Here is a 24,555-nt window from a genome sequence, read left to right on the forward strand (position 1 = left end):
TCAATTATAAATTATAAAATTCCGCTGTCGTAATAGATAAACTATGATTTTTTTAAACTTTAAATTTGATTCTAAACTTCGGTTTCGCACTTCCAACTCCCCGCTTTTTTTCTTACATTTGAAAACATTAAAAAAAATTCTGTGAGTGAAGGTAAAGACATGTCCTTTTTCGGGCATATAGGAGAATTAAGAGGCCATTTAATCCGCTCAATTATTGCTGTTATTATTGCTGCTTTCGTTGTCGGATTTAATATCAACTGGATTATGGACCATATCTTTTTCGGTCCCACCAGAAATGATTTCCCTACTTTTAAAGTGGTCAACCATTTTTCGAGAATGGTTTTAGGGGAAGACAGCATTACATTACCTGCAGAATTTCCTGTACGTGTACAGAGATTGTATCAGCAGTTCAATGTCATGATGGCAGTATCCATTTTTGGAGGTCTGGTAATCGGTTTTCCTTATATTGTCTGGGAACTGTGGAGGTTTATCGGTCCGGCTTTACATCCCAATGAAAGAAAAAACTCTATATTCATTATCAATTCTGTATGGATCCTTTTCATGATGGGGGTTTTATGCGGTTACTTTCTGATATTACCTTTCGCTGTGAATTTTGGAGTTATCTTTAAAATCTCCGACATTATCATACCACTTTATGATTTAAGTGACTACACCACATTATTTTTACAGGTTGTTATGGGAATGGGAGTTGTATTTCTTTTCCCCGTTTTAATTTATTTTTTAACGACAATCGGTATACTGAATCCTTCTTTCATGAAAAAATACCGCAGACATGCCATTGTTTTAATTATGGTGGTAGCAGCAATAATCACTCCGGCAGATGTGTTAAGTATGATGATGGCTGCCCTGCCGCTCTTATTCCTGTATGAATTCAGCATTCTTATGTGTGCTTTCACCTACAGAAAAGTACAGAAGAGAGAGTCCAGATTGCCAATGGTAAAACAATAAGTTTTATCCGAGATTAATTGAAATAAAATTATATACCATAAAAGGCGGGGGCATCTTTGATTCCCCCGCCTTTTAATTTCTAATATTATATTTTTGTACAGTTTTTTATTTGATTGATTTTAAATTTTCTATTTTTGGGGACATCAAATTTCAAATTTCATGAATAAACTTTCGTACTCGATTTTATTTGCTTCCGGATTGGCTTTCGGACAGTTTTTTGAACACAATAAAAAATTCACTAAACAGGATACCCTCAGTGGTTCAAATACAGAATTCCGGAATTTCTGGGATGTCAGAAAGTATGATTTGTCTATAGAGCCCAATTTTGAAAAGAAAAGCATTCAGGGAAACAATAAAATCAGCTTTGAAATACTGAAAGATGTAACAGATCCTGTGTTCCAGATCGACCTTCAAAAGCCGATGCAGGCTGATAAAATTGACTGCAGTTTCCCAATAAAAAATAATTTTAAAAGAGACGGTAATTTTATATTTATTTCGTCTGACAAGAAATTTAAGAAAGGAGAAAAATATACCATTGATATTACCTTTTCCGGAAATCCTGTTATTGCAAAGAAAGCACCATGGGATGGCGGCTGGGTATTTACAAAAGATGATAAGGGAAATCCCTGGATGAGTGTTGCAGACGAAGGGATTGGCGCCTCTGTATGGCTTCCTTTAAAAGATATATGGAGTGACGAGCCTGAGAACGGAATCACCATGAAGATTATTACTCCCCCGGATCTGGTAGGGGTAGGCAATGGCAGACTTATAGATAAAAAAACAGAAAACGGTAAAAATATTTTTACCTGGGAAATTAAAAATCCGATCAATGCCTACTCAATTATTCCGAATATTGGAAAATATGTAAATTTCAAGGATTCTTACGATGGTGAAAAAGGAAGACTGGACCTTGATTACTGGGTAATTGATTATAATTTAACCAAAGCAAAAAAACAGTTCCAACAGGTAAAACCTATGTTAAAAGCTTTTGAATATTGGTTTGGTCCTTATCCTTTTTATGAAGATTCGTATAAAATAGTAGATTCTCCTTATTTGGGAATGGAGCATCAGAGCAATATTGCCTATGGAAATCAATATAAAAACGGATATCTGGGAACTGATCTTTCAGGAACTGGAATAGGCCTAAACTGGGATTATATCATCATTCACGAGAGTGGTCATGAGTGGTTTGCCAACAATATAACGGCAAAAGATCAGGCTGACATGTGGATTCACGAAAGTTTCACTATGTATTCTGAAGTACTTTTTACCGAAAATTATATGGATAAAAAATCTGCTGAAATCTATGCACAGGGAATTCAGAATAATATTGCCAACGACATTCCCATTATCGGAAAATATGGGGTAAGAAACGAAGGCAGCGGTGATATGTATCCAAAAGGTGCAAGCATGCTTCACACTATGAGACAGGTAATCAATAATGATGAAAAATTCAGGCAGATTTTAAGAGGTTTAAACAAAGAGTTTTATCATCAGACGGTAACGACTGAACAGGTTGAAAAGTATATTTCAGAAAAAGCAGGTATTGATTTCTCTACTATTTTCAATCAATATCTGAGAACCACGAAAGTGCCCGTTCTGGAATATTCACAAAATGGAACTGAATTGAAATACCGATTTACCGATGTTGTTGAAAACTTCAATCTTCCTTTAAGATTTGGAGACCGGATCATAGCTCCTACTGCAGCATGGCAGAAAGCTACGCTTAATAATTCAAACCCTGTAGAGTTTAATAAAAACTATTACATCAGATACAGGAAAGTATAATAAAAGTTATAGATACCGATTAAGAGATGATTTAAGAGAGAAAAGAATATTGCAAACTTTATCAAACTGCTTTTCAGATAGATTATTATAGTAAAAAAATGCATCAATTTTTAACAAAACTTTATTGATAATCATCTGGAATCTCTGTAACAAAATCGAATTTACATCAACTACTTATCAATACAGTAAACCTATGAAAAAATTAGCAGTAAGCTTAGGAATTCTTGCCGCAGCATTGACCAACGCACAATCGATCAAAACCAACATTGATCTTGTGAACGTAAAAGACGATAAAGTTGCGGTAACAATGGGATTTCCAAAAATGAAATCAGGAGATGTAAAATTTCATTTCCCAAAAACAGTACCCGGAACGTATTCTGTAGATGATTACGGAAGATTCATAGAAGGTATAAAATTTTTGGACAAAAAAGGTAACGAACTTAAATACACGAAAGTCAATGACAATACGTATTCTCTGAAAAATGCCCAGGCTTTAAATAAAATCACCTATCTGGTGAATGACAGTTTTGATGAAGAAAATAATACCGAAAAACACAAAGCCGTATTTTCTCCGTCAGGAACTGATATTGAGCAGGGAAAAGTATATCTTATCAATACCCATGGATTTGTAGGATACATCGATAACATGCAGGATGTACCCTATCAGTTGGTTATTCAGAAACCTGATGAATTTTACGGAACCACAGCATTGGTAGATCAGGATAAATCTGAATCAACGGACACTTTCACTCTTGCCAATTATGCTAAACTTACAGATTCCCCATTAATGTATTCAAAACCTGATTATATTACATTCAATGCAGGTGGAATGGATCTGGTTTTAGGAGTCTATTCTCCCACAGGAAAATATAAGGCCGCTGATTTTAAAGATAATCTGGAGAAAATGGTTGTTGCCCAAAAGAAATTCCTGGGTGACATGAATACCAATAAAAAATACGCAATCATGCTGTATCTGGCAGGAACGGAAGGCCCTCAGATCAAAGGGTTCGGCGCGCTTGAACATCACGAATCAACCAGTGTTGTGCTTCACGAAATGATGCCTAAAGAAGCCATAGACAAATCTATTGTAGATGTAGTTTCACACGAATTTTTCCATACCGTAAATCCGCTTAAGACGCATTCGGAAGAAATTCATTATTTCAATTATGCTGATCCGAAAATGTCCCAGCACCTTTGGATGTATGAGGGTGGAACTGAATATTTTGCCAATCTGTTTCAGATTCAGGAAGGTCTGATCACTAAAGATGAATTCCTTCAGCGAATGAGTGACAAAATTAAAAACTCAAAAAGCTACGATGACACGATGCCGTTTACGGTCATGAGTAAGAATATTTTACAGGATCAATATAAAGACCAGTACAGAAATGTCTATGAAAAAGGGACACTTTTAACCATGTGCCTGGATATTGAACTGAGAAAACTTTCGAATGGTGAGATGGGTTACCGTGATATGATCAGTAAACTGTCTCAGAGATTCGGCGAAAACAAACCTTTCAAAGATGACAAGCTTATTGACGAACTGGTAACTGTGACAGGTTATCCGCAGGTTAAGGATTTTTATAACAAATATATTGCAGGAAATGCTCCGACGCCTTATGCCGAATACCTTCAAATGGTTGGTGTAGAGATCAGCAAACAGGAAACTCCTCCAATTTTCTGGTTTGTAAAAGATCCGAACCAAACCGGTTATAACGATAAAAACAATACTTTTGTGTTTGATGAAAGTTCTGCTTTGTCTCCGTTTGCAAAAAGTATAGGATTTAAAATCACCGACGAAATTGTTGCTCTGGATGGAAAGACAATCAACATTCAGAATGTACAGGAATTTATCAACTATTCCAAAACCATCAAAAACGGACAGGATGTAACGGTAACAATCCTCAGAAAAAATGGTGATAAAACGGATAAAATTGATTTAAAAGGAAAAGCAGTTCTGGACACCATGACTCTTGAAACACTGCAGTTCAAAGCTAACCCGACGCCGGCTGAACTGAAACTTCAAAACCAGTGGCTGACCGGAAAAAAATAAAAATAAAAATGCGGAGAAATTTTCTCCGCATTTTTATTTTACATCAGTATCCCTGAACATTATTGATAAAGATCAGGTTCGATAGGATTGTTATTCTTTTTAAAACCTTCTTTTGCTCTTTTCTCCATTTCTCTGAATACCTGGTTCGGATCCGAGATTTCCTTTCCATCTGAAGATTTTGTTTTAAAAACCACTTTGTTGCTCTCCGTATTTTTCATCATCATTTCCCGCATATTTTTCGTAGGATCATTGAGATGTGATTTCCAGACTTTTTTAAATTGGTTTTCAGTTACCTCAATATCTTTTCCGCCCATACCATAGATCTGAATTTCAGGCGGAAGTTCCGGACCTTTATCAGTAGACATCTGGATGGTTTTGTTTCCTACCAGCGTCATTGAATGTGAACCTGTCTGGTCTTCAATTTTCACTATCAGGCCTGGAAGTCCATAAAATTTATAAGGTCCGTCCTGAAAAGGAAGTTCTGTCGTAAACCACGCAATCCATTGTCGCCCTCCAAAATTTGCTGTTGCTCTCTGAGCATTATATTCACCCACATTCTGTTTATCCGGCAGTATTTTCCACTCTGGTTTTTGATCTTCCTCAATTTTATAACTGTCTGAAGAAACTTTGGTGTAAAGATAGGTTCTAAAATCAGGATAGTACTTGGTCACTTTATACTGAACCTGCCCCGGCTTATCAGTTCTGGAGATATTTATATTGTTTGGGCTTAATTTCAGTTGTTTTTCAAGATCAGCCTTCGCTGTGGAATCTGCGACAAATTTATCATGGCTATAATAGCTTGATCCATTCTTATCAATATCCAGAAGCATCATTTCAGTAATTATCTTAGTTTTATCTGTAGAATCCGGAATAAATTTATATTCGTAGAAAAAACGGTTTTGTGCAAAAACACTGAGGCCTGTCAGAAGCAGCAATGAAGCAAATATTTTTCCCATCTTATTTACATTTTATTGAGTTCGATTTTATTATTGTCTTTTTTCATCTTTGCTTTCATCTGTTCTTCCTGGTTTTTCATATTGGAGCTTTGTCCATCTTTCATAATCATGATGGCTCCTCCCATCTGCATTTGCTTAAGCCCTTTTGTAGGATCATTTTCATAGTCCTTTAAAAGTTTACTGTACTGTTTTGAATTCACTGCTATTTCATTAGCCCCAAAAACATCTTCGGGAATCGAACTTATATTTTTGACAGCCTGTAAAGTAAAGCGGTGAGATTGGGTCTTATCTTCAAGCTTTACGATAAGCCCGGGAAGACCGTGGAATTTGTAAGGTCCGTCCTGAATTGGAATATCAGTTGTGAACCAGGCATACCAATGTCTTCCGGCAAAATCAGTCTCTGCTTTTTGAGTCGACCAATCCCCGATTTTCAGTTTCTCAGAAGTTATTTTCCACACAATGGGTCTCTCTTCAGAAACATTATACTGATCCCGCAGAATCCTGTTATGGAAAGAAACTTCATATTTAGGATACTTTTTTGAAACAGTGTATCTTACCAGACCTTTATAGTTATCAGATTTGACATTAATTGATCCTGTTGAGGCCAATTGCCTGTTAAGATCAACCTTCATCAGAGAGTCTGAATGATAAACCGTATAACTGTAAAATTTAGATCCTGATTTTGACACATCAAGATTCATTATTTCATTTTTAACCTCTGAAACATTAGTGGAATCAGGGATGAATTGATAGTCATACGTAAAACGCTGGTTCTGTGCACTGGCTAATATCCCAAGCATCAACAAACCTAAGGTGGTAAATAATTTCATAAAATATATTGTTATTGTTTTTATTCTGCAGTATAAAAAACTTGCGGATATTCTTCTTATGACATCTTTTCTTCTGCTATTGATTTTCGTCAGCAATCTTTTTAAAGACTGAACATCTTACCGTATGCTCAATAATCAGGCAGCTGCGTAAAGTTTCCGTTAAGCATGATCTTTAAAGAACAGACCTAAGTGCTTATTACTTATTCTTTCGTTTTTATATAAATTTCACCGGAGTTCTTTCCGTCCGTATTTGACTTATTGACATTGATGGATGAGATATTACTGGATTTAAGTTGATCCATCTCATTTTTGGTAGCTGATTTTCCATTGATAAAAATTCGTATATTATCTTCAGAGGTGTACTTTTCAAGATTTTTTAAACGATCTGCCTTACCTGACCTCGCAATAATAACTGCTTTATCATTAAGTTTATCAGAGTCAATAAAGGTTGATACGCCTGTATAGGTAACGTCGGGCCTGGCATGCGCATTTACAGAAATAATCCACGGATTTCCCTGCATTTTTATCTGTTCTTTGGTGATCTCTGCTTTTTTCCTGGCTATTTCAGCCTGTTTTTTTGTGAGCTCAGCTTTTTCTCTGGACAATTTCTCAAGTCTCCGAATTTCTTTTTTCGAAAGTTTAGAAGTGTCATTCAAATAAGAATTTAATTTCAATTTTGGAAAATCGCTGTTTACAGATACATCTTTAGTGTTAAAAGTAGTTACTATACCTTCACCTGTTTTGAGTTTTTCTTTCAATGCTTTGATCTTCACGTCTGTCATTCCCGAATTCTCTTTGAATTCCCTGGTATCAAATACTTCGTTAAGACTAAGCTCTTTTCCGTTCATCTTAATTCTGTAATTATCACCATCAGCAAAAACTCTTTTAAGTTGAATATTTTCCAGTTTTAATTTTGGGTGGTGCATTGAAATTCTGTTTTGAATTTTTTCAACACTTTCCATATCTAAATTGTAGACAAGATCCTTATTGATCACTTTATCCATTTCACCGGACAGCTGCTTCAATTCTTGCGCTTTGAGTTCAAATTCATAGCTTTTATCTCCCTGTTCTTTAGCAATTTTCTTAAGTTCTTCAGCTTTTTCTTTTGATTTTTCGCTGAGTGTCTTCAGCTTTTCAGACTGGATTTTGAGCTCTTCATTTGCTTTTGAAATTTTGGACTGCTGTCTTTCTATGATCTGATCAATATTATTTTGAGGGGTTACGGTATCTTTTTTAATATCATAAACAGCTTTTTCTATTTCAATATTGGTTTCAGTAATTTCTCTGTTTTTTGCATTGACCATGTAAGCGAACGCAACAGTAAATAAGACAGGTAATGCGAAAATCCTGCGCGCATATCCGAATTTGGTTTGTGGTTTTTGTAACATTTTGAGTCTTTTTTTCAGGTTTGAACTTAGAAACGGACTGGTCGCCGGTAACTCATTTCCGGAAAAGTGACTGGCTAACAGCATCTGCGCAAATGCTTTGGTGTCCGATTGTTTTACGGCTTTTTTATCAGCCAGGTATTCGTGAATTAAGCTTATTTCTTTTTTAATGATATGAAAGAATGGATTGAACCAGAAAACAGCGGTGATTATTTCGATAAAAATTTTATCATAAGAGTGCTTCTGTTCGATATGAACCATTTCATGCTTTAAAATCTGTTTACCGATATCAGAATTGATAATAATCGTATTCTTCCAGAAAAGATTTTTGAAATAGGAAAAAGGAGCTTCTGAAAGGTTAGTCTGATAAAAATTCACACCTTCATAAGTCTCTTTTTGAAACTGATTTTTGAACTGTCTGATTTTAAAGATTCCGTAGGTCAGTTTTCCTAAAAAATAGAAAGACACCAATCCCAGAGCTGAAAAAATAATTCTAAAATAAAAGTTATCATATTCTGCTGTTTTATCTGAATTTAAATTCTGTAATTTACTGAGTAGTACATAAACATTATTGCTGACCTCAATGGTAAAATCTTCTATTTTTAAAAGAGGAAGCAATAACGAGATCACCATTGCCATCAAAAGATAAAACCTGTTGTAGTGATGGAATGTCCTGTCTTTTAAAGACAACTGATAGTACAAAAACATTACACCTGAGCAGATGATGACTTTTCCGAAATATAAAATCAGCGCTTCCATATCAGTCTTTCTTTTTGAGTTCGTTCAATAACATTTCCAGATCTTCAACGCTCATTTCATTTTTTTCAACTAAAAATGAAACGGCACTTTTATAGGATCCTTTGAAATAATTTTTTACCAGACTTTTCATTGTCTTCCCCGAATACTGTTCTTTGGAAACCAACGGAAAATATTCGTGCTGTCTTCCATATACATGATAGTCAACAAACTCTTTATCTTTCAGAACTTTTAAAATGGTAGACACCGTATTGGTGTGTGGTTTCGGTTCAGGAAAAAGGTCAAGGACATCCTTCAGAAAACCTTTTTCAATTTTCCATACATACTGCATTACCTGTTCCTCTGCCTTTGTTAAGTTTTGAATCTTCATATTGTTCTGTTATGTTCGTTGGTAAAGAATTACCATATCACTAATAAATTAGTTATACAAATGTAGAAATTAAATTGAATCTGACAACTATTTTTTTAGTGATAATTAGACATTAATACTTAATTCATTGACTTACAATGCATTAATTTTATATAAAATATATTTTAATCATTTTAGGTATGTAATTATTCAACTTAATTTTATTGTATTTATCTAACAGTACTCTAACAACAAATTTTGCTGTTTTATCAGTCACCTACTGTTTTTTGAGAACATTTAAATTTACTGGTTTATTGAAAAAGTATTTGAGAGAAAAATTCTACTTTCCTATATTTAAAAGATTTTTAAGTCATCGATAATTCATTTAGAATTTCGAACCAACTTTTACAAAACCTGCTGTTTTTTCAATAACTGGATGCAATTCGAAAAATAATATATATTGTCTTTTATCTTAATTTGACTAGGCTTCATCCCAAGTATTGATCATATGTTTCTAAAACCGGTTTGGTTCCCGGTAACAACTCTTAATGTATCTCTCACGATCATTACATCTGCAATACTTTACAGAACGTTCGAATTAGGGAAGTCTTTATCACTGAACCTGCATACCAAGTTAATCTGCTGAACAGGTTTATGCGAAGTTTTCCGATAACCAAAGTATCCATGCCAATATCAGCATTATCCTATCTGAGCTATTTTTCATTTGGCCTTCAACAAATCTTTTAGTTGCTGATCATATCATGCTGTAAAGTTTTAAATGCATTGCTCAAATCAGCATCCTTATTTCGTTTTTAAGGTTCCCGTTTTTGAATCTTATTTAGATATTGTTTTTTGTCTTCTACAGTCCTGCTATTAAATAAACTAATGAATTACATATTTTAAATGTAAGAGCTGATGTGTAAAATTTAGATATCTGATTTTTCTGTACAGGACATCAGTCATTATTTTGGCATCCATTGCAAATGATCCTTCTGCTCTACTATGGCACTATTTCCTAAAATCCTTTACTGCAGATCGTACAGATCTCGCATAATCGAAAGAAGCAGAATGCCGGCGAATAAAAAATTAAATTTAATAGATTTGATGATATCCAATTACTTTCAATTGCTTTAATCCTCTTCTACATTGTAAGCTCATGCATCAATTACTTTGGATTTGCATTGACCCAATCTATTGCAAACTGATGAATTTCATCAATCCGGTCAGTTTTGGGACTTTTAACATCAGCAGGCTGATCCTGAAAATAGTGATTACTGTCCGGATAAACTTTATAGGTAAGATTATTTTTTCTTCTCCGTATAAATTCAAGTTTGGCATAATCCATTCCAAATATAGGTTGATTACTGTCTTTTCCTGCTGCAATATAAAGGATGGGAATATTTAATTTAAGCATATTTTCAAGAGGAGATGTTTTATTAAAACTGCTCCATTTTAGATATGTTTCACCATACCATTTCTTCTTTACGGACAGAGGATCAGCAAGTATCTTATCAAACTCTGTGTAAAGTGAGTCAATAACCTTCTGCCCTTCTGCAGAAGATAATTTATTTCTTTCGATATCCATCCTCACGTTGGTTAAAAAATCATAGAACTGTGGCATCGCATTCCCTACTATTGAAACGACATGGGTTACTTTCCTATTGATAACCGCTACACGTGGTGCTACCTGAGAGCCTTCCGAATAACCCATTACAACAATTTTCCTTTTGTCAACAGAAATCCTTTTGGTGATAAAGTTGATTGCTTTTGCCGTTGCGCCAACTCTCCAATCCAAACTGTATAAATTTGTATAAGCTTCCTTTTCGGGATAAAAACGCCTTCCGGATGGTGAGGTCTGCAAGGAATCTTTAAAAGGTATTCCCGGCTTGCTGATAAGCAGAATATGAAAAGATTCCGCATATTTCTTTATATCCAGCGGGATTGAAGTAGAGTAAGCTCCAGACTTCTTTTTATAATAAATAGGGAAATTCCCGGAGCCATCCAGATAAACTAACAGTGGCTTTTTAGCTGTACTGTCAGAACTTACGAGATGAATCTGAATGGTTTTCAGTTTATGATCATGTATGGTATAGTGATTAAAATGTCCTGTTTGTCCCAAAACAATATTGCCAAAAAAAAAGAAAATAATATAGGAGATGTGCTTCATGGTTTTATTTAATATTAATTTTTGAGGTTTAGTTATCAATTTTGGTGGATTGGCGAATATTCTGTTTTGCTGTTACAACACACAGAGAGAATATACTTCCATTTTTTTGATACTGATAACCGATACCAAAAGTTACCAATGCAGGTAAGAAAAGTAACAATCCCTCAATACCGATGTATTGATTAATCAGTAGCGCAGATGAAATTAAAATCCAACCTGCCAGAAAACAGTAATTTGCGAACCTTAAATTCTGATATTCCGGATCATTTTTACGATAAGGAATGATGATAAAACTGATATGTGCAAGAATGGCTCCGCTTAAAATATCTATAGAATGATGCTGATACGTAGTTAATGTTGAACACCCTATAAGAATCAGCCAGATCATTGAGAATATGCGCCATCTCGAAAGATCTCTGAATACTGACCAGAATATAAATGCAAAAGTGATATGCAGTGAGGGGGATTGGTTGAACGGAGAATCTACTGCTTTCAAAAAATAAAACGGCAAATTTAGTATACTGCTGGAAACTTCCGGTTTTGTAAATGAATATTGCAAAGGAACTGTAATGAAAAATATTCCTGCTGTAATAATTACAAAAAGCATTCTCCATGTCAATATTTTTAGTTGGTATCTATTTCTGCATACAAAAAACACCAGACAAAAAAATACTCCGCTTGCCATATAAGGAATGATCGACAAAGGCATAAATGGAATATTTTTTTCGAAGTCAAAGGTGAATGACGGTACACTGTGCAGAGAAGAAGCATACCAGGTTGAAAAATTGTATACAGCTATGAATACAAAAGTACAGAGCGTTAATGCGAAGGCCTGCTGCCGGATTTTCAATTTCTTTTCAGTCATTTACTTAAATACTTAATAATTCAGCATCATAAATCAGTATAAAATTTCTGTTTATCAGCATATCTCACGTTTATAATTCAACAATTCAAAATTGTAATAAGGTATCAAATTACAAACCATTCAAAATAAATTTTTGATCGGTTAGAAGTAAAGTACGATGATGTGGTATCCTTTTACTTTTTTTTATATATTTCAGTTATATGCTATCTCAGTTTCAGATTAAAATTCAAGATTATTTACATACTTTTTAAGTTTAAAACTTTCGCTTTTCATATTTCTGACTTTGTCTTCTGCTGAGATTGCAATATAAAATTTGTCAGCGGAGTGCTGCTGTCTGATATAGAAGGTGATTTCAAATTGGGATATACTGACTTTTAGACAAAAGGGTTAAAAATTGAAAATTGCATCAACCATTCATCTGCAGTTATAAACTATAGTTTCAAAGCACCTACTTTTTTGGAAGGGTTGCTTCTTTATATAACTTTGTCAATTGAATCTCCCAGGATACCGACCACTCAAGCAAGGCCATTATTGGATTTGCTGTACTTTTACCAAATTCAGTCAGTTTATATTCAACTCTTGGCGGCACCTCCGGAAATGCTTTTCGTGTTACCATTCCATAGCCAACTAATGTTTTAAGAGTCTGGGTAAGCATTTTGGGTGATATTCCGTTAATCTGCTTTTGCAGTTCACTATTACGTTTGGTTCCCTGCATTAATGCCATTAAAACAAGTAAAGTCCATTTATTGGCAATTAATGTTAAAGACTGATGAAGAATACAACTTTCATCCAGATTGGATTTTAACAGCAATGCCTGCCGCAGTTTAAAATAATTATTACCCTGTTCTATGTGCTTATCAATCATTGAGTCCATTTCTAACTTTTAAGTGCTTACAGCACTTTAGGGTGCCTACTTGCAAATATATAGAAATCAATATAAATTTGGTACTCATAAAAGATAATTACAATGGAAAAAACAGAAGGTTATAAAATTTTGAAGAATTTGCTGAATGCATTTAATAAAGATACAGAGACCGTGTTACAATTATTTACTCCGGAATCAACAGTTGAGTATCCCTATGCAAAGGTTCTGGGTCTTCCGTATGAGATGACAAGAAATGATTACAGTAAACACCTGAATACTATTTTAGGACGTATGCCTGATATCCTTTTCACCTGCATTAAAGTAAGCGCGTCAGCAGAACCCGATTGGTATTGGGGTGAGTTTCAAGGCGAGACAACAGTCCCGGAAACAGGCGCACTGTATAAGCAGAATTACGTCGTGAATTTTAAATTAGAAAATGGAAAATTCAGTTTCTATAAGGAATATTGGAATGTCTTACCCGTTTTACAGTCACTTATGGAAAAAGAAAAGGCTCACTATATCATTGACAACCCCTTAAAGTAGTCTTATGAAGAAAATAGCAGTTGCCGCCGCAACAGGAAATATTGGTCAGAGAGTAGCGCAGCAAATTGCACTGAAAGGAGCCGAAACAGTCTTGCTAGGTCAAAACCATGAAAGATTAACCAAATTAAATATTATCAATGCAGTGCCGACAGTTGCAGATATCAGCAATAATGAGCAGATGATTAAAGCAACTAAAGATGCAGATGCACTATTCCTGCTAGTCCCACCTGTTCCCGGCGCTCCCAGTTTAAAAGAATGGTATCAGAAGGTTACAAATGCCTCTATTGCAGCCGTGAATGAAAATAAAATCAAAAGAGTTGTTCTTATCTCATCCCTTGGAGCTTCAACGGCCGCAAACCTTGGAACTGTCAGCTATTGTGCTTCCATGGAAATTGCTTTTGATAATCTTAATACTAACGTATTGGCATTACGGCCAGGTTACTTTATGGAAAATTTTTTACAACAGGCACAGGAAATCAGCCAAAATGGGAAATTCAGCTTTCCTTTCGACCGTAGACACGATATTCCGTTTATCAGTACGGATGACATTGGTGATGCCGCAGCCCGCTACCTGTTGGATGAAACCTGGGCCGGACATTGGAAGCTCAATCTGATGGGTCCTGAAAATATTACTTTGGAGGAAGTGGCATCACGGCTGACAGCTTTGACAAATAAACCCATTGAGTATGTACAGCAATCTTTTGATGAATTAAAAAGTCAACTCAGCACGTTGGGAATTACAGGCAAAATACAACAGGAATTAGTGGATCTGTATAAAGCTTTGGGAGATCCGGATGGTGCATATGCAACACCCCGTACGCCGGAAGTTTCAACTACGATAGATTTCGAACAGTTTTCAAGACAAAAACTTTTACCTTTAATGTAAGAGTTGTAGAATCCTGTATCAATTATTGCTAAAATATAATTAATTACGCCGAAACAACACTATTTTGCTTCGGTTTTTGGTACATTTTTATTTGACGTCGGTTTTGTATTAATTTTTCAGTTAAATAGTTCCTGAAAAATCAGGACATAGCGAAATATGCAGTTCCTAAACGTTAAACTGTAGATGCTTTTTTTATCAGGAAGTTTTAAGATCAGCTTATCAAAATATTTATTTATATTTGATGATGAACAATACAACTGCATTTTTTATATGTCTGTTATGCGCCGTTGTGGCTTTTTTGATCTTGGGTTTTAATTATTTTGCTTTATATCAATTAGTTCCTACGGTTGTTTTTTACCTTTTTCAACTGAAAGTTTTTAATAAAAGTAAGCCCTCACAAACAGCACTTTTTACATGCTATATTCTCTCCATATTAATCTTGCTGGTATTTCCGCTAACAGCACAGATTATGTGGCATTTTGATATTAATAATCTTGCTTCAAAATCTTCTACCAGTGGTTTACTTTTTGTCTGGCTTCCGATTTACGCAGTCATTCCGGGGACGGTAATATGTTCAGTCGCCTGGATAATTAACCGGAAATCTAAAAAAAGAAATTAGTATTTACAGTGAAACTGGTAGTATTGCAAATATCTGCAGAAACAAATTATTATTTCTTGAGATTGCTTATGATAGCTATTTTAAATTATAACAATCTCTCTCTTCCAGATTATTTGTTTTTTATACAAAAGTTATTATCATCAATCCGTTGAATGCAATTTTACCGTTTTAAGAACCTGAAGTGTCTCTTTACTTTGATACCAATTATGATATAAAAGCTAATTCTGCAGTCTCAAAAGAACCGAAATAATGATTTCTGTTTTTTTAATTATTTCATCATACGATTGGGAATCTTTTAGAAATTGCATAAACCGTATTACCGTGAAATGTACTGTTTTCAGTGTGTACCTTGAATCTAAAGCCTTCTATATATTTTCCTCTCATGAGCTGTAAATTTCCATTTACATCAAAACCCTGTATCATTACTGCACTAGCTTATTGAAATTTTCTTTTGATTCTGCTGATGATCTTTGAATACTGTTCGGGATCAATTTTGTCAGAGTAAAACTAACGTATGCTGTACTGACAGACAGGAAAGTAATCCAGATCAGTTCGGGATGAAAGTGTTGCCGTTATCGATGGTTCGCATTTCGTTTTGAAATCTTTTAATCTGATTTGCAGTTTATTCATCAGGCCTCAAATAATACTGATTCTCCGTCGATGATCGCTTTTTTGTCAGGCAGATGCTGGTCTATATCAGTTTCTCCATATCGTATACAATATTAACGTCGATATAATTGATCATAGATTTCCTTCGCTTCAGTTATAATCTCCATATCATAATTTTGATTCTGCGTTTTTTTTTGAAACTAGTTATTTTTTACCGGCCTTTTTAGAACGTATCTCTTTAATAGAGGATAAGAAAAGCTTTGATAAATTGATATCCCACAGCGACTCATTTTGATTAACGACCTGCAAGCTTCTGTCTTTCAAATCAAAATTTTCTACAAAGCAATAATAAAGGAAACGAATAAGGATCATTTGATTTGTGCATACCTTCCGATGCAATCTGAAATAGAGATGGTGAGCTTCGTTTTCCTTATTTACACTTAGAGGCATAATCTGTTCTTCTCCAAATAATTGAGCACCAAAACTCCATCCACTCAGACGTTTTACTCTTCCGGCATTTGAAATTGCATATTTATCTTCAAAATCAGGTATCGGCACCCAAATCTCATTCGGAAGGTTTTTCATTGAAAGATTCATGACAGCTGGCGGATTTCTTTTATTTAACCTGGGGCTCCCCAGTCTTTTCCAAAGCGCTTCATTAAATTTTTCTCCCGAATTTAGGAGTACCAGCATTTTATTTAAAACCAATAAATTGCGGTCATTGGTTTCTTTTAAAGATTCACTGTTTGTTCTTTGCAACGACAGCTTTGAAAGATCAATATTCCATTTCGGTTCATTTACATTGGTTACAATAAGGGTTTCATCGTTTAGATCAAACTCTTTTACAAAGTAATAATAAAGCAGTCGGAAAACTGATACGGATACTTTTTTTTCATTATCGTGAAGTTCGCAACAGAGAAAATAGTTTGTATGACTGTTAAATTCTACAGACAGGGGAAAAATCATCTCTTTTAAAAACCTTCTTCTGCTGTCAGAATTCCAGCCTGCCAACCGTTTTATTCTGCCTCTGTCTGAAATAGCAAACTTACTTTTGAGTTCCGGAATATCTATTGGTTTCCACCGTTCTTTAAAAAGGCTTTTGATTGACAGGTTCATCACGGGAGGTGGCTTTTTTTGATTAATGGCAGGCTTTCCTAACCTTTTCCAAAGAATATCATTAAGCAGTCTTCCTGAAGTATTATATTTTTCATGGATGAGAAAATCTTTTTCTTCAGGAGGATCACTTTGTAAAAACCACCGGAATGATCCGGCAGTTAAATTTTCCTTATTAATGACCTTCAGAATATTCTCCAGACCAACTCCAAGTGCTTTGTCTGCAGCATAAAAATTTTCGAAATCAGCTACAAAATCACCTTCAGCAGTATACTGACTGATCGGTTTTAAGTATTCAATATGTAAATTTTTGCTTCTGTCAAACCGATATACTCTGAGATTCTTTTCATGGGCAGAAATTTTCTCTAAATTGCTTATATGTAAATGAAATCTGTTATTATCTTTAAAGCCCATGACAACAGTACGGTCTTCCCAATTGATTTTTTCAATAAAATGATAATAGACTAAACGTGCTACCGATTTATTGTACGCCTTTCCCTCCACCGATAATCTACACTGTATATTATAAACATTGTCCTGAAGATAACTGTTAAAATGTTTTATAGCAATCAGCGTCAAAACTCTTTCAGGTAATATATATTCTTTACCCGATACTGTGTAACGCTTACGCTCAAGACTTTTTACCCGTCCGTAATTAGATACCATGTAGTCCTCAAACCCTTCAATTGACTTCCACTCTTCCTGCGGAAGATTTTTCAATGATCTGTTATAAATGACTTTCTTTACATATTTATCTTCTAATTCAAAAGGTAGATTCATGAAATTTTTTTTGTCTGTTTTTGAATATCCGCAAAATTATATTTTTTTAAAAAGATATTTTTCAATTTTATCTTCGACTACTGAAACTTCCAGTCTAAAAAGCATCTTTGAAAACACAATACCTCTTTTTATAATTTTTTAATTATCTTATGTTTTGAGACTGGCTGATTTATTTTATTGCTCGCCTGACAGATTTTCAGCGCTTGGTAATGGCATAATAGATCACATATAACCAACCCAGAATACCATGAATGATTGCCCATAAAAGAGATTTATTTCTGTCCCAGGAAGTAACTACTGCAATAACAGATCCAAGACTAATTCCCGTTTGTGTAACGGTTTTTGTAACATTATCAGCAACTTCAGGATTTGAAGTGCTCTGTGAAAAAACGACCGTAACTGCGAACAACATAAATGCGAAAGAAAAAAATTTTGTCGTCATAAAAATATAAACTTTGATTAAAATTAACTGAAGTAAATGATTCTGCAAAATAAATCCTTTTTTTTAAGGATTTAAATTGGTTCAGTATTAGGATTACACAAAGTCAGAAAAGCCTTTAATGCTGGTGATAAAGGAATGCCTTTTTTGTAAACCAGAACGGTGGTCATCACCCCCAATTCTTTAGGGAGTGCGAATGTTTTGATTTTTCGGCTGCTGTAAAAAGTTGAGATAATCTCTTTTGGCAGAAAACTGAACCCGATCCCCGATTCAATAAAATTGACAACTCCCTCAATTGAATTCATTTCGGTTTTATGATAGTTATATATGCCTTTACTTACTAACCAAGAGTCTAACCTTGCTCTGTAGACACAGCCCTGATCAAAAACAATCGCTTTAACCGGATTATGTAACAGTAAATTATCCAGACTTTTGCAGTTTGAAGGAACGACAGCGACAATTTCTTCTGTTTTAATCTTAAACTGTTCGAGTTCCGGGATATCAATTGGTGCCGGAATAAAAGCGATATCAAGTCTGTAATTCAAAACTTCGTTTATAAGATTCTCTCGAGTGTCGGATCGGAATTCCATGTCAACATACGGAAATTCATCTGCAAGTGCATTGACCAGCTCAGGACCCTTTACAGCCATCATTGTTTCTAAAGCACCAACCCTGATCTGCCCTTTTACCACATCATTTTTACCGATTGCCTGTTTTGCTTCCTCTACCAGATGATTTAATTTCTTACTGTAAATCATTAATTTTTCTCCTGCCTGTGTTAATTCTACCTTTCGGGAAGATCTTGAAAACAATGCAGTTTCAAATTCTTCTTCAAGATTTTTAATACGGGCTGTTACGTTTGACTGCACGGTAAACATTGCTTCTGCTGCCTTAGTGAAACTTCCGTGATTAGCTACAGATTCGAATATCTTAAAGTCATTTAAATTCATTAATCATTAATTATGATTTATAATATCATTTTAAATCGTTTTTACAGAACAAATGTAAGGTTTAATTTTGACAAAAAAAGAAATGAACACTTTTAAATTACTGACCGCTATAATGGTCTTAACGTTAACAAATTCTATGAAATCACAACCGAAATCAAATCTTACAATTGAGACAGAACAAACTGCTTCTCTCATTCACTACCGTAAAATAATAGCTAACGACCAGAATATCTTTTACCGTGAAGCAGGTTCTAAAGATGCACCAACCATTTTACTTTTACACGGATATCCCACTTCATCCCATATGTTTAGAAATCTGATTCCTATTCTGAGTGGTAAATATCATGTTATCGCACCAGATCTTCCAGGTTTTGGATACAGTGATGCGCCGGATAGAAATAAGTTCGACTATACCTTTGATAATATGGCAAAGACCATGCAGGATTTTATTGATGCTTTAGGTTTAAATCGCTTTGCGGTTTATGTTTTTGATTATGGAGCACCTACGGGTTACAGATTGGCACTCGCCAACCCCGAGAAAATAACAGGAATTATTTCGCAAAACGGGAATGCCTATGCAGAAGGTCTGAGCTCAGGCTGGAATCCTATTCAGAAATATTGGGAACAGGATACTAAAGAAAACAGAGATGCTTTAAGGTCCACTTTTGTAACCTTTGAAGGAACGAAATTTCAATATTTGGAAGGTGTACCTGATCCGACTTTAATTGCCCCTGAATCTTACACTTTTGATCAGTTTTTTCTTGATCGCCCGGATTCAAAAGAAAATCAACTGGATTTGTTGAAAGACTATAAATCTAATGTTGCTTTATATCCAAAGTTTCAGGAATATTTCAGAACATACAAACCTAAATTTTTAGCTGTATGGGGCAAAAATGATCCATTCTTTTTACCCGCAGGAGCCGAAGCTTATAAAAAAGATATTCCTGAAGCTACTGTAAAATTTTATGATACCGGCCATTTTGCTTTGGAAACACATGTTCAAGAAATAGGAGAAGAAATCTTAACGTTTTTAGATTCACTCCCCAAGTAGATTTTGCGCAATGTTTTTATAGTTTACAGCACATAAAGGGAACTTATAAAAATTTCTCAGCGATAAGATACCTATATTATATTTTTTATATTGATTAAAAACAGGCAATCTGTATCTTTAGAATCCAATGTTAAAATGCAGATGCAAATAATAAGTTTTGATACTCAAAGCCTTCATACACTGAAAGCGAATTCGGTTTGGATAATTGCAAAAATTAGATGTAAAATTGTTTAAAATCATCATTTAAACAAAAATGAACAATTTACATTGTAGATTTGTTAAAATTTATTAAATAAAATTAAAATCTGCTTGTTTAAACTGAGAAAATATATTTATTTTAGTGCTTTAAAAATTTCTCATGAAAAGATATAATCTACTACCTGTTTTATTACTGTTTATTTTTAACGTTACATCGGCTCAGATGTCATCGGTTTTCGGTTCAGTGACCGAAGCAAAATCAAAAATTGAGGCTACCGTTCCTATTGTTGTAGAACACCTTAAAAAGATAAGTGAAGCACAAGGAAACACCACTGTTTTAGACAATGGCAAGGCAGCTTTGAAAAATGAGTACGATAAAGTATCTCAGGAATTTGATCTTTACAAAGGAAATATGGCAAGCTGTATTTTAGGCAAATCCAAGAAAGCTACAAAATGCATGAATTATCATACCCAGTATTTCAGAAATACTTTGGGAATTTATGAGAATTACATCACGTATGTTACCAGAAAAAACGGTTATCTTGGCGTTGCGGATGAAAGCATCAAAATAGATTTTAAACCTACTGAAATAGCGACAAAAATTGATAAAGATTTCGCAGGTGCTGTGGGAGCTGTAAAAAAAATGAAAGGTAACAACAAATCAACTTATTTTGAGCAGTTGAATTCTGACGACTTTAAGCTTCAGAATTTTGACAACCTGGTTAAATAATTCAATTTAATTTCTTCTGAACTATAAAAATATTCGCTTTTTAAGCGGATATTTTTATGTTTTTTTGAAAAATTTTACAAAAAAAGGAGAACTACGAAAGTAATTCTCCTGTTGGTAGCGGGAACCGGACTCGAACCGATGACCTTCGGGTTATGAGCCCGACGAGCTACCTACTGCTCCATCCCGCGGCGTATCTTTAGAGTGCTTACCGAAAGCACTTAACTTAGTAGCGGGAACCGGACTCGAACCGATGACCTTCGGGTTATGAGCCCGACGAGCTACCTACTGCTCCATCCCGCGGTGTATTTTTAGAGTGCCTGCCGAAGGCACTTAACTTAGTAGCGGGAACCGGACTCGAACCGATGACCTTCGGGTTATGAGCCCGACGAGCTACCTACTGCTCCATCCCGCGGTGTATCTTTAGAGTGCTTACCGAAAGCACTTAACTTAGTAGCGGGAACCGGACTCGAACCGATGACCTTCGGGTTATGAGCCCGACGAGCTACCTACTGCTCCATCCCGCGTTATTGGACTGCAAATATACGAATATATTTCAATAATGCTACTTTTTCTTTTAAATACACCACTTTCATGAAATAATTTAAATATTTGTATCTTTGTTCTATGGCAAAGATATTAAGAATTTACCCAGATAATCCTCAGGAAAACCTTATTAATGAGGTCATTAAAACCCTTAATAATGGTGGATTGATCATCTACCCTTCCGATACGGTGTACGCTTTAGGCTGCAATATTTTCGATATCAGAGCCATGGAAAAACTTGCCCAGATCAAAAAACAGAAACTGGAAAAAGCCAAATTCTCAATTATCTGTAATGATCTCAGCCACCTTTCAGATTTTACAAGACCGGTTGACACTTCGGTTTTCAGATTTTTAAAGAGCCATCTTCCCGGACCTTTTACGTTTATTCTGGAAGCCAATAAAAGCCTGCCTCTGGCTTATAAAAATCATAAAACCATCGGTATCCGTGTCCCGGATCATCCGATTCCGCAGCTGATTGTTGAAAAACTGGGACACCCTATCGCATCAACGTCGATTAAAGATGATGATGAGATTATAGAATACTCCACAGATCCGGAACTCATTGCAGAAAAATATGACCATCTTGTCGATATAGTGATTGATTCAGGATATGGTGATAATATTGCCTCAACTATTGTTGATCTTACCTCTGGTGAGCCGGAACTGATCAGACAGGGAAAAGGAGAAATTTAGAAGCAGTTTATCCTATGAGTCTCAACGGAAAATACAGTGTGGGCATCCTGCTTACTTTTGTGCTGCTTGCTCTGTCTATGCTTTATTCGATTCCTGTAATCAATTACTTTTTCAATTTTAAAGTCTTAACATCAGAGCTTTTTTTCTATAACAGACTGTCCCTCTGGGCAGTTTTAGCATTAATTTTAGCTTACAACTTTTTTATAGAAAACCGGTCTTTTTTTGCATGGGAAGATAAAAAATATTCAGCAGGCTTTTACATTGGTGCCATCATCATTCTTTATCTGATCTGTGCCGTAGGCGGAGCTTTTCTGAATGCCGTTATTATGATGGTAACCCAGGAAAAAATAAGTGACAAACTGGTACAGCTCAGCACTCTGTTTAAAAACAATTATTTTCTGATTATTTTCACCTGCCTCACCGCCGGAGTAACAGAAGAATTGCTGATGCGCGCCTACATCCAGCCAAGGATTGAAAAAATATACAACAGTCCTTTTTCAGGGATTGTGATCTCTGCATTATTATTCGGGATTCTTCACAGTACCTATGGCACCGTTGGCCAGGTAGTGGTTCCTTTTTTTATAGGAATTGTATTTGCCTTATTTTACAAGCTGTATTCTAATATTAAGATCCTGATCATCTGTCATTTCCTTTTTGATTTTGTCTCTCTGATGCTGATGAATCTGCTGGATCTGAAACAGTTGTCAGCTTTTTAAATAAATATTTTTCTTATCCGGATCTCTAAAAACATAAATTTACATATGAAACTTATAACATCCCCTGCTAAATTAATGAACATCGAAAATACGACCGATCTTTTGCGAAGAACCAGTCCGAAATTCATTGATGATGCAGAACATATACATTCTTTTTTAAAACATAAATCCCCCAAATATCTTTCAGAACTGATGGAAATTTCTCCCAAACTGGCGGATGAAAACTGGGAAAGAAATCAGAAATGGAAATCAAAACCTACGGTTAAAGAATCTGCTCCTGCCCTTTTTGCTTTTACAGGAGAAGTATACAGAGGCCTTGATGTAAAGACCTTAGATAAAAATGCTGTTGATTATTTACAGAAAAATCACAGAATCCTTTCAGGACTGTACGGATTGCTTCGTCCTTCTGATAAGGTGATGCTCTACCGGTTGGAAATGGGAAGGCCATTTGAATTTGACGGGTACAAAAACCTGTATTCTTACTGGACTGAGAAAGTAACCGAACAGCTGAATGCCGAAATGAAAAAGAATGAAATCCTTCTCCATCTCGCCAGCAATGAATATGGAAAAGTAATTGACAGAAAAAAACTTAACCATAAGATCATTGATTTTGAATTCTATGAATTAAGAGAAGGAAAGCTGAAAACTATCGTCGTTTATACAAAACATGCAAGAGGGCTTGTTGTGCGATTCTGTGCAGAAAAGAATGCAAAAACACTTAATGATGTCAAAGCTTTCAACTATGAAGGCTACAGGATAGATGAAGAAAAATCGACGGATACTAAACTGGTTTTCACAAGATAATGACTATCAAAGCCTTTAAAAATCACTTCAGAATTGAACTCTCGTCAATATATACCGATTCTGAAACCGACTTTATCTTCCCGGTCTTTTTAGAGAAAATTTCAGGGTTCAGTCAGGTGCAGCAGAGGCTGTCATCTCAAAATGAATTGACAGCAGATCAGGAAAATCAGCTGCTGCATATCATTTCAGAGCTGAAAACAGGAAAACCATATCAGCATATTTTGGGAGAAACTGAATTTTACGGAATGCCGTTTTTCGTGAATGAAAATGTATTGATTCCCCGTCCCGAAACAGAGGAATTACTGGAATTGGCCATTGAAAAGATTCAATCCTCCGGATCAGGTATTGATGGTTTAAAGATTTTGGATATTGGAACAGGAAGCGGTATAATTCCCCTTATTTTAAAGAAATATTTTCCGGATGCCACTGTCAGCTCTGTTGATTTTTCAGAAAAAGCTCTTGAGGTTGCCAAAAAAAACGCAGAATTCAATAAGCTTGATATACGTCTGATTCACGCTGATTATCTTAATCTTGAGCTGGAAGAAGACTATGATGTCATCATCTCAAATCCTCCCTATATCGGAATTGATGAAAAAATAGAAATTTCAGATTCCGTAAAAGGATTTGAGCCGGAAATGGCACTTTTTTCACCCACTTCAGACGCATTGATTTTTTATAAAAAAATTGCCGGAGATTCAAAAAAACATCTGAATAAGAACGGACTTCTGTTTTTGGAGATCAACCAGAAATTGGGTTCAGAGACTTTACAGCTGTACAAAAATGATTTTTCGGAAGTTGAACTGCTGAAAGACCTGTCCGGAAATGACCGCTTCATATTTGGAATAAAATAAACATACAAAAGTAAAAAAGAGCTGCATGAAATTTCATGCAGCTTTTTATA

Annotated in this window: 21 protein-coding genes and 4 tRNA genes; 11 read left to right on the forward strand and 14 right to left on the reverse strand. The window is 35.1% G+C overall.

Annotation, left to right across the window (positions count from 1 at the left end; translation table 11 throughout):
- Positions 1–141 precede the first annotated feature (141 nt).
- The 3 genes from tatC (at position 142) to AC2A07_RS17230 (ending at position 4,807) form a co-directional block, all read left to right on the forward strand.
- A complete protein-coding gene (gene tatC / locus AC2A07_RS17220) occupies positions 142–969 on the forward strand; it encodes a twin-arginine translocase subunit TatC (RefSeq protein WP_484051401.1) in 828 nt (275 codons plus the stop codon).
- 159 nt (positions 970–1,128) lie between these two features.
- Positions 1,129–2,757 (forward strand): M1 family aminopeptidase, encoded by a 1,629-nt coding sequence (locus tag AC2A07_RS17225; protein WP_314491599.1) that lies wholly within the window; start codon positions 1,129–1,131, stop codon positions 2,755–2,757.
- Positions 2,758–2,950: 193 nt separating this feature from the next.
- On the forward strand, positions 2,951–4,807 hold the full coding sequence (locus tag AC2A07_RS17230) for a M61 family metallopeptidase (protein ID WP_484051402.1): 1,857 nt from the start codon (positions 2,951–2,953) through the stop codon (positions 4,805–4,807).
- 59 nt (positions 4,808–4,866) lie between these two features.
- Here the strand turns inward: AC2A07_RS17230 and AC2A07_RS17235 are convergent, their stop codons facing one another.
- The 7 genes from AC2A07_RS17235 to AC2A07_RS17265 all read right to left on the reverse strand — a co-directional run bounded on the left by AC2A07_RS17235 (position 4,867) and on the right by AC2A07_RS17265 (position 12,989).
- The gene (locus tag AC2A07_RS17235; RefSeq protein ID WP_484051403.1) at positions 4,867–5,763 is read right to left on the reverse strand and encodes a GLPGLI family protein; all 897 of its coding nucleotides are present in this window, start codon (positions 5,761–5,763) and stop codon (positions 4,867–4,869) included.
- 5 nt (positions 5,764–5,768) lie between these two features.
- Positions 5,769–6,593: a GLPGLI family protein gene (locus AC2A07_RS17240; protein WP_484051404.1), complete on the reverse strand. Its 825-nt coding sequence runs from the start codon at positions 6,591–6,593 to the stop codon at positions 5,769–5,771.
- 200 nt (positions 6,594–6,793) lie between these two features.
- Positions 6,794–8,737: a M56 family metallopeptidase gene (locus tag AC2A07_RS17245; RefSeq protein ID WP_484051405.1), complete on the reverse strand. Its 1,944-nt coding sequence runs from the start codon at positions 8,735–8,737 to the stop codon at positions 6,794–6,796.
- Between the two features lies 1 nt (position 8,738).
- Positions 8,739–9,104: a BlaI/MecI/CopY family transcriptional regulator gene (locus AC2A07_RS17250; RefSeq protein WP_314491613.1), complete on the reverse strand. Its 366-nt coding sequence runs from the start codon at positions 9,102–9,104 to the stop codon at positions 8,739–8,741.
- Between the two features lie 1,144 nt (positions 9,105–10,248).
- Positions 10,249–11,250, reverse strand: coding sequence for an acyl-CoA thioester hydrolase/BAAT C-terminal domain-containing protein (locus AC2A07_RS17255; protein ID WP_484051406.1), 1,002 nt, complete (start codon positions 11,248–11,250; stop codon positions 10,249–10,251).
- A 28-nt stretch (positions 11,251–11,278) separates the two neighbouring features.
- Positions 11,279–12,115 (reverse strand): phosphatase PAP2 family protein, encoded by an 837-nt coding sequence (locus AC2A07_RS17260; RefSeq protein ID WP_484051407.1) that lies wholly within the window; start codon positions 12,113–12,115, stop codon positions 11,279–11,281.
- A gap of 448 nt (positions 12,116–12,563) precedes the next feature.
- Positions 12,564–12,989, reverse strand: a complete 426-nt coding sequence (locus AC2A07_RS17265) for a winged helix-turn-helix transcriptional regulator (RefSeq protein ID WP_484051408.1) — start codon at positions 12,987–12,989, stop codon at positions 12,564–12,566.
- Between the two features lie 93 nt (positions 12,990–13,082).
- Between AC2A07_RS17265 and AC2A07_RS17270 the strand changes: the two genes are divergently transcribed.
- Complete coding sequence (locus AC2A07_RS17270) at positions 13,083–13,523, forward strand: nuclear transport factor 2 family protein (protein ID WP_484051409.1); 441 nt, start codon at positions 13,083–13,085, stop codon at positions 13,521–13,523.
- Between the two features lie 4 nt (positions 13,524–13,527).
- Positions 13,528–14,409: an NmrA family NAD(P)-binding protein gene (locus AC2A07_RS17275; RefSeq protein WP_484051410.1), complete on the forward strand. Its 882-nt coding sequence runs from the start codon at positions 13,528–13,530 to the stop codon at positions 14,407–14,409.
- Between the two features lie 1,432 nt (positions 14,410–15,841).
- Here the strand turns inward: AC2A07_RS17275 and AC2A07_RS17280 are convergent.
- From AC2A07_RS17280 to AC2A07_RS17290, 3 genes are all read right to left on the reverse strand, one after another.
- Positions 15,842–17,530 (reverse strand): NUMOD4 domain-containing protein, encoded by a 1,689-nt coding sequence (locus AC2A07_RS17280; RefSeq protein WP_484051411.1) that lies wholly within the window; start codon positions 17,528–17,530, stop codon positions 15,842–15,844.
- 196 nt (positions 17,531–17,726) lie between these two features.
- On the reverse strand, positions 17,727–17,972 hold the full coding sequence (locus AC2A07_RS17285; RefSeq protein WP_484051412.1) for a hypothetical protein: 246 nt from the start codon (positions 17,970–17,972) through the stop codon (positions 17,727–17,729).
- Between the two features lie 71 nt (positions 17,973–18,043).
- Positions 18,044–18,919 carry a LysR family transcriptional regulator gene (locus tag AC2A07_RS17290; protein WP_484051413.1) on the reverse strand — a complete coding sequence of 292 codons (876 nt, stop codon included), beginning with the start codon at positions 18,917–18,919 and terminating at the stop codon, positions 18,044–18,046.
- A gap of 82 nt (positions 18,920–19,001) precedes the next feature.
- On the opposite strand from AC2A07_RS17290, the gene AC2A07_RS17295 reads away from it, so the two are divergent.
- Together AC2A07_RS17295 and AC2A07_RS17300 are read left to right on the forward strand one after the other, a co-directional pair.
- A complete protein-coding gene (locus AC2A07_RS17295) occupies positions 19,002–19,970 on the forward strand; it encodes an alpha/beta fold hydrolase (protein WP_484051414.1) in 969 nt (322 codons plus the stop codon).
- A gap of 358 nt (positions 19,971–20,328) precedes the next feature.
- Positions 20,329–20,898, forward strand: coding sequence for a hypothetical protein (locus AC2A07_RS17300; protein WP_314491639.1), 570 nt, complete (start codon positions 20,329–20,331; stop codon positions 20,896–20,898).
- 112 nt (positions 20,899–21,010) lie between these two features.
- On the opposite strand, the gene AC2A07_RS17305 is transcribed toward AC2A07_RS17300, so the two are convergent.
- The 4 genes from AC2A07_RS17305 to AC2A07_RS17320 form a co-directional block, all read right to left on the reverse strand.
- Positions 21,011–21,086: transfer RNA gene (locus tag AC2A07_RS17305), tRNA-Met, on the reverse strand.
- Positions 21,087–21,125: 39 nt separating this feature from the next.
- Positions 21,126–21,198 (reverse strand) — tRNA-Met (locus AC2A07_RS17310).
- A gap of 39 nt (positions 21,199–21,237) precedes the next feature.
- Positions 21,238–21,310: transfer RNA gene (locus AC2A07_RS17315), tRNA-Met, on the reverse strand.
- A 39-nt stretch (positions 21,311–21,349) separates the two neighbouring features.
- A tRNA-Met gene (locus tag AC2A07_RS17320) sits at positions 21,350–21,422 on the reverse strand.
- Between the two features lie 100 nt (positions 21,423–21,522).
- On the opposite strand from AC2A07_RS17320, the gene AC2A07_RS17325 reads away from it, so the two are divergent.
- Genes AC2A07_RS17325 through prmC form a run of 4 tightly spaced genes read left to right on the forward strand, consistent with a single transcriptional unit; the run spans position 21,523 to position 24,505 of the window.
- Positions 21,523–22,134 (forward strand): L-threonylcarbamoyladenylate synthase, encoded by a 612-nt coding sequence (locus tag AC2A07_RS17325; protein WP_484051415.1) that lies wholly within the window; start codon positions 21,523–21,525, stop codon positions 22,132–22,134.
- Positions 22,135–22,148: 14 nt separating this feature from the next.
- Positions 22,149–22,850, forward strand: coding sequence for a lysostaphin resistance A-like protein (locus tag AC2A07_RS17330; RefSeq protein WP_484051416.1), 702 nt, complete (start codon positions 22,149–22,151; stop codon positions 22,848–22,850).
- Positions 22,851–22,895: 45 nt separating this feature from the next.
- On the forward strand, positions 22,896–23,654 hold the full coding sequence (gene yaaA, locus AC2A07_RS17335; protein ID WP_484051417.1) for a peroxide stress protein YaaA: 759 nt from the start codon (positions 22,896–22,898) through the stop codon (positions 23,652–23,654).
- Positions 23,654–24,505 carry a peptide chain release factor N(5)-glutamine methyltransferase gene (gene prmC / locus AC2A07_RS17340; protein WP_484051418.1) on the forward strand — a complete coding sequence of 284 codons (852 nt, stop codon included), beginning with the start codon at positions 23,654–23,656 and terminating at the stop codon, positions 24,503–24,505. The genes yaaA and prmC overlap by 1 nt, the downstream gene beginning before the upstream one ends.
- The last annotated feature ends 50 nt before the right edge of the window (positions 24,506–24,555 follow it).

Source organism: Chryseobacterium sp. HNCC26DJ238 (genome assembly GCF_057180465.1).

Excerpts from the sequence above, each read along its gene's own strand:
- AC2A07_RS17275 (WP_484051410.1), top strand. The coding sequence starts at position 13,528 with ATGAAGAAAATAGCAGTTGCCGCCGCAACAGGAAATATTGGTCAGAGA.
- AC2A07_RS17250 (WP_314491613.1), bottom strand. The coding sequence starts at position 9,104 with ATGAAGATTCAAAACTTAACAAAGGCAGAGGAACAGGTAATGCAGTAT.
- prmC (WP_484051418.1), top strand. The coding sequence starts at position 23,654 with ATGACTATCAAAGCCTTTAAAAATCACTTCAGAATTGAACTCTCGTCA.
- AC2A07_RS17280 (WP_484051411.1), bottom strand. The coding sequence starts at position 17,530 with ATGAATCTACCTTTTGAATTAGAAGATAAATATGTAAAGAAAGTCATT.
- AC2A07_RS17255 (WP_484051406.1), bottom strand. The coding sequence starts at position 11,250 with ATGAAGCACATCTCCTATATTATTTTCTTTTTTTTTGGCAATATTGTT.
- AC2A07_RS17260 (WP_484051407.1), bottom strand. The coding sequence starts at position 12,115 with ATGACTGAAAAGAAATTGAAAATCCGGCAGCAGGCCTTCGCATTAACG.
- AC2A07_RS17225 (WP_314491599.1), top strand. The coding sequence starts at position 1,129 with ATGAATAAACTTTCGTACTCGATTTTATTTGCTTCCGGATTGGCTTTC.
- yaaA (WP_484051417.1), top strand. The coding sequence starts at position 22,896 with ATGAAACTTATAACATCCCCTGCTAAATTAATGAACATCGAAAATACG.
- AC2A07_RS17330 (WP_484051416.1), top strand. The coding sequence starts at position 22,149 with ATGAGTCTCAACGGAAAATACAGTGTGGGCATCCTGCTTACTTTTGTG.
- AC2A07_RS17235 (WP_484051403.1), bottom strand. The coding sequence starts at position 5,763 with ATGGGAAAAATATTTGCTTCATTGCTGCTTCTGACAGGCCTCAGTGTT.
- AC2A07_RS17300 (WP_314491639.1), top strand. The coding sequence starts at position 20,329 with ATGAAAAGATATAATCTACTACCTGTTTTATTACTGTTTATTTTTAAC.
- AC2A07_RS17270 (WP_484051409.1), top strand. The coding sequence starts at position 13,083 with ATGGAAAAAACAGAAGGTTATAAAATTTTGAAGAATTTGCTGAATGCA.
- AC2A07_RS17245 (WP_484051405.1), bottom strand. The coding sequence starts at position 8,737 with ATGGAAGCGCTGATTTTATATTTCGGAAAAGTCATCATCTGCTCAGGT.
- AC2A07_RS17285 (WP_484051412.1), bottom strand. The coding sequence starts at position 17,972 with ATGACGACAAAATTTTTTTCTTTCGCATTTATGTTGTTCGCAGTTACG.
- AC2A07_RS17325 (WP_484051415.1), top strand. The coding sequence starts at position 21,523 with ATGGCAAAGATATTAAGAATTTACCCAGATAATCCTCAGGAAAACCTT.
- AC2A07_RS17290 (WP_484051413.1), bottom strand. The coding sequence starts at position 18,919 with ATGAATTTAAATGACTTTAAGATATTCGAATCTGTAGCTAATCACGGA.
- AC2A07_RS17295 (WP_484051414.1), top strand. The coding sequence starts at position 19,002 with ATGAACACTTTTAAATTACTGACCGCTATAATGGTCTTAACGTTAACA.
- AC2A07_RS17265 (WP_484051408.1), bottom strand. The coding sequence starts at position 12,989 with ATGGACTCAATGATTGATAAGCACATAGAACAGGGTAATAATTATTTT.
- AC2A07_RS17240 (WP_484051404.1), bottom strand. The coding sequence starts at position 6,593 with ATGAAATTATTTACCACCTTAGGTTTGTTGATGCTTGGGATATTAGCC.
- AC2A07_RS17230 (WP_484051402.1), top strand. The coding sequence starts at position 2,951 with ATGAAAAAATTAGCAGTAAGCTTAGGAATTCTTGCCGCAGCATTGACC.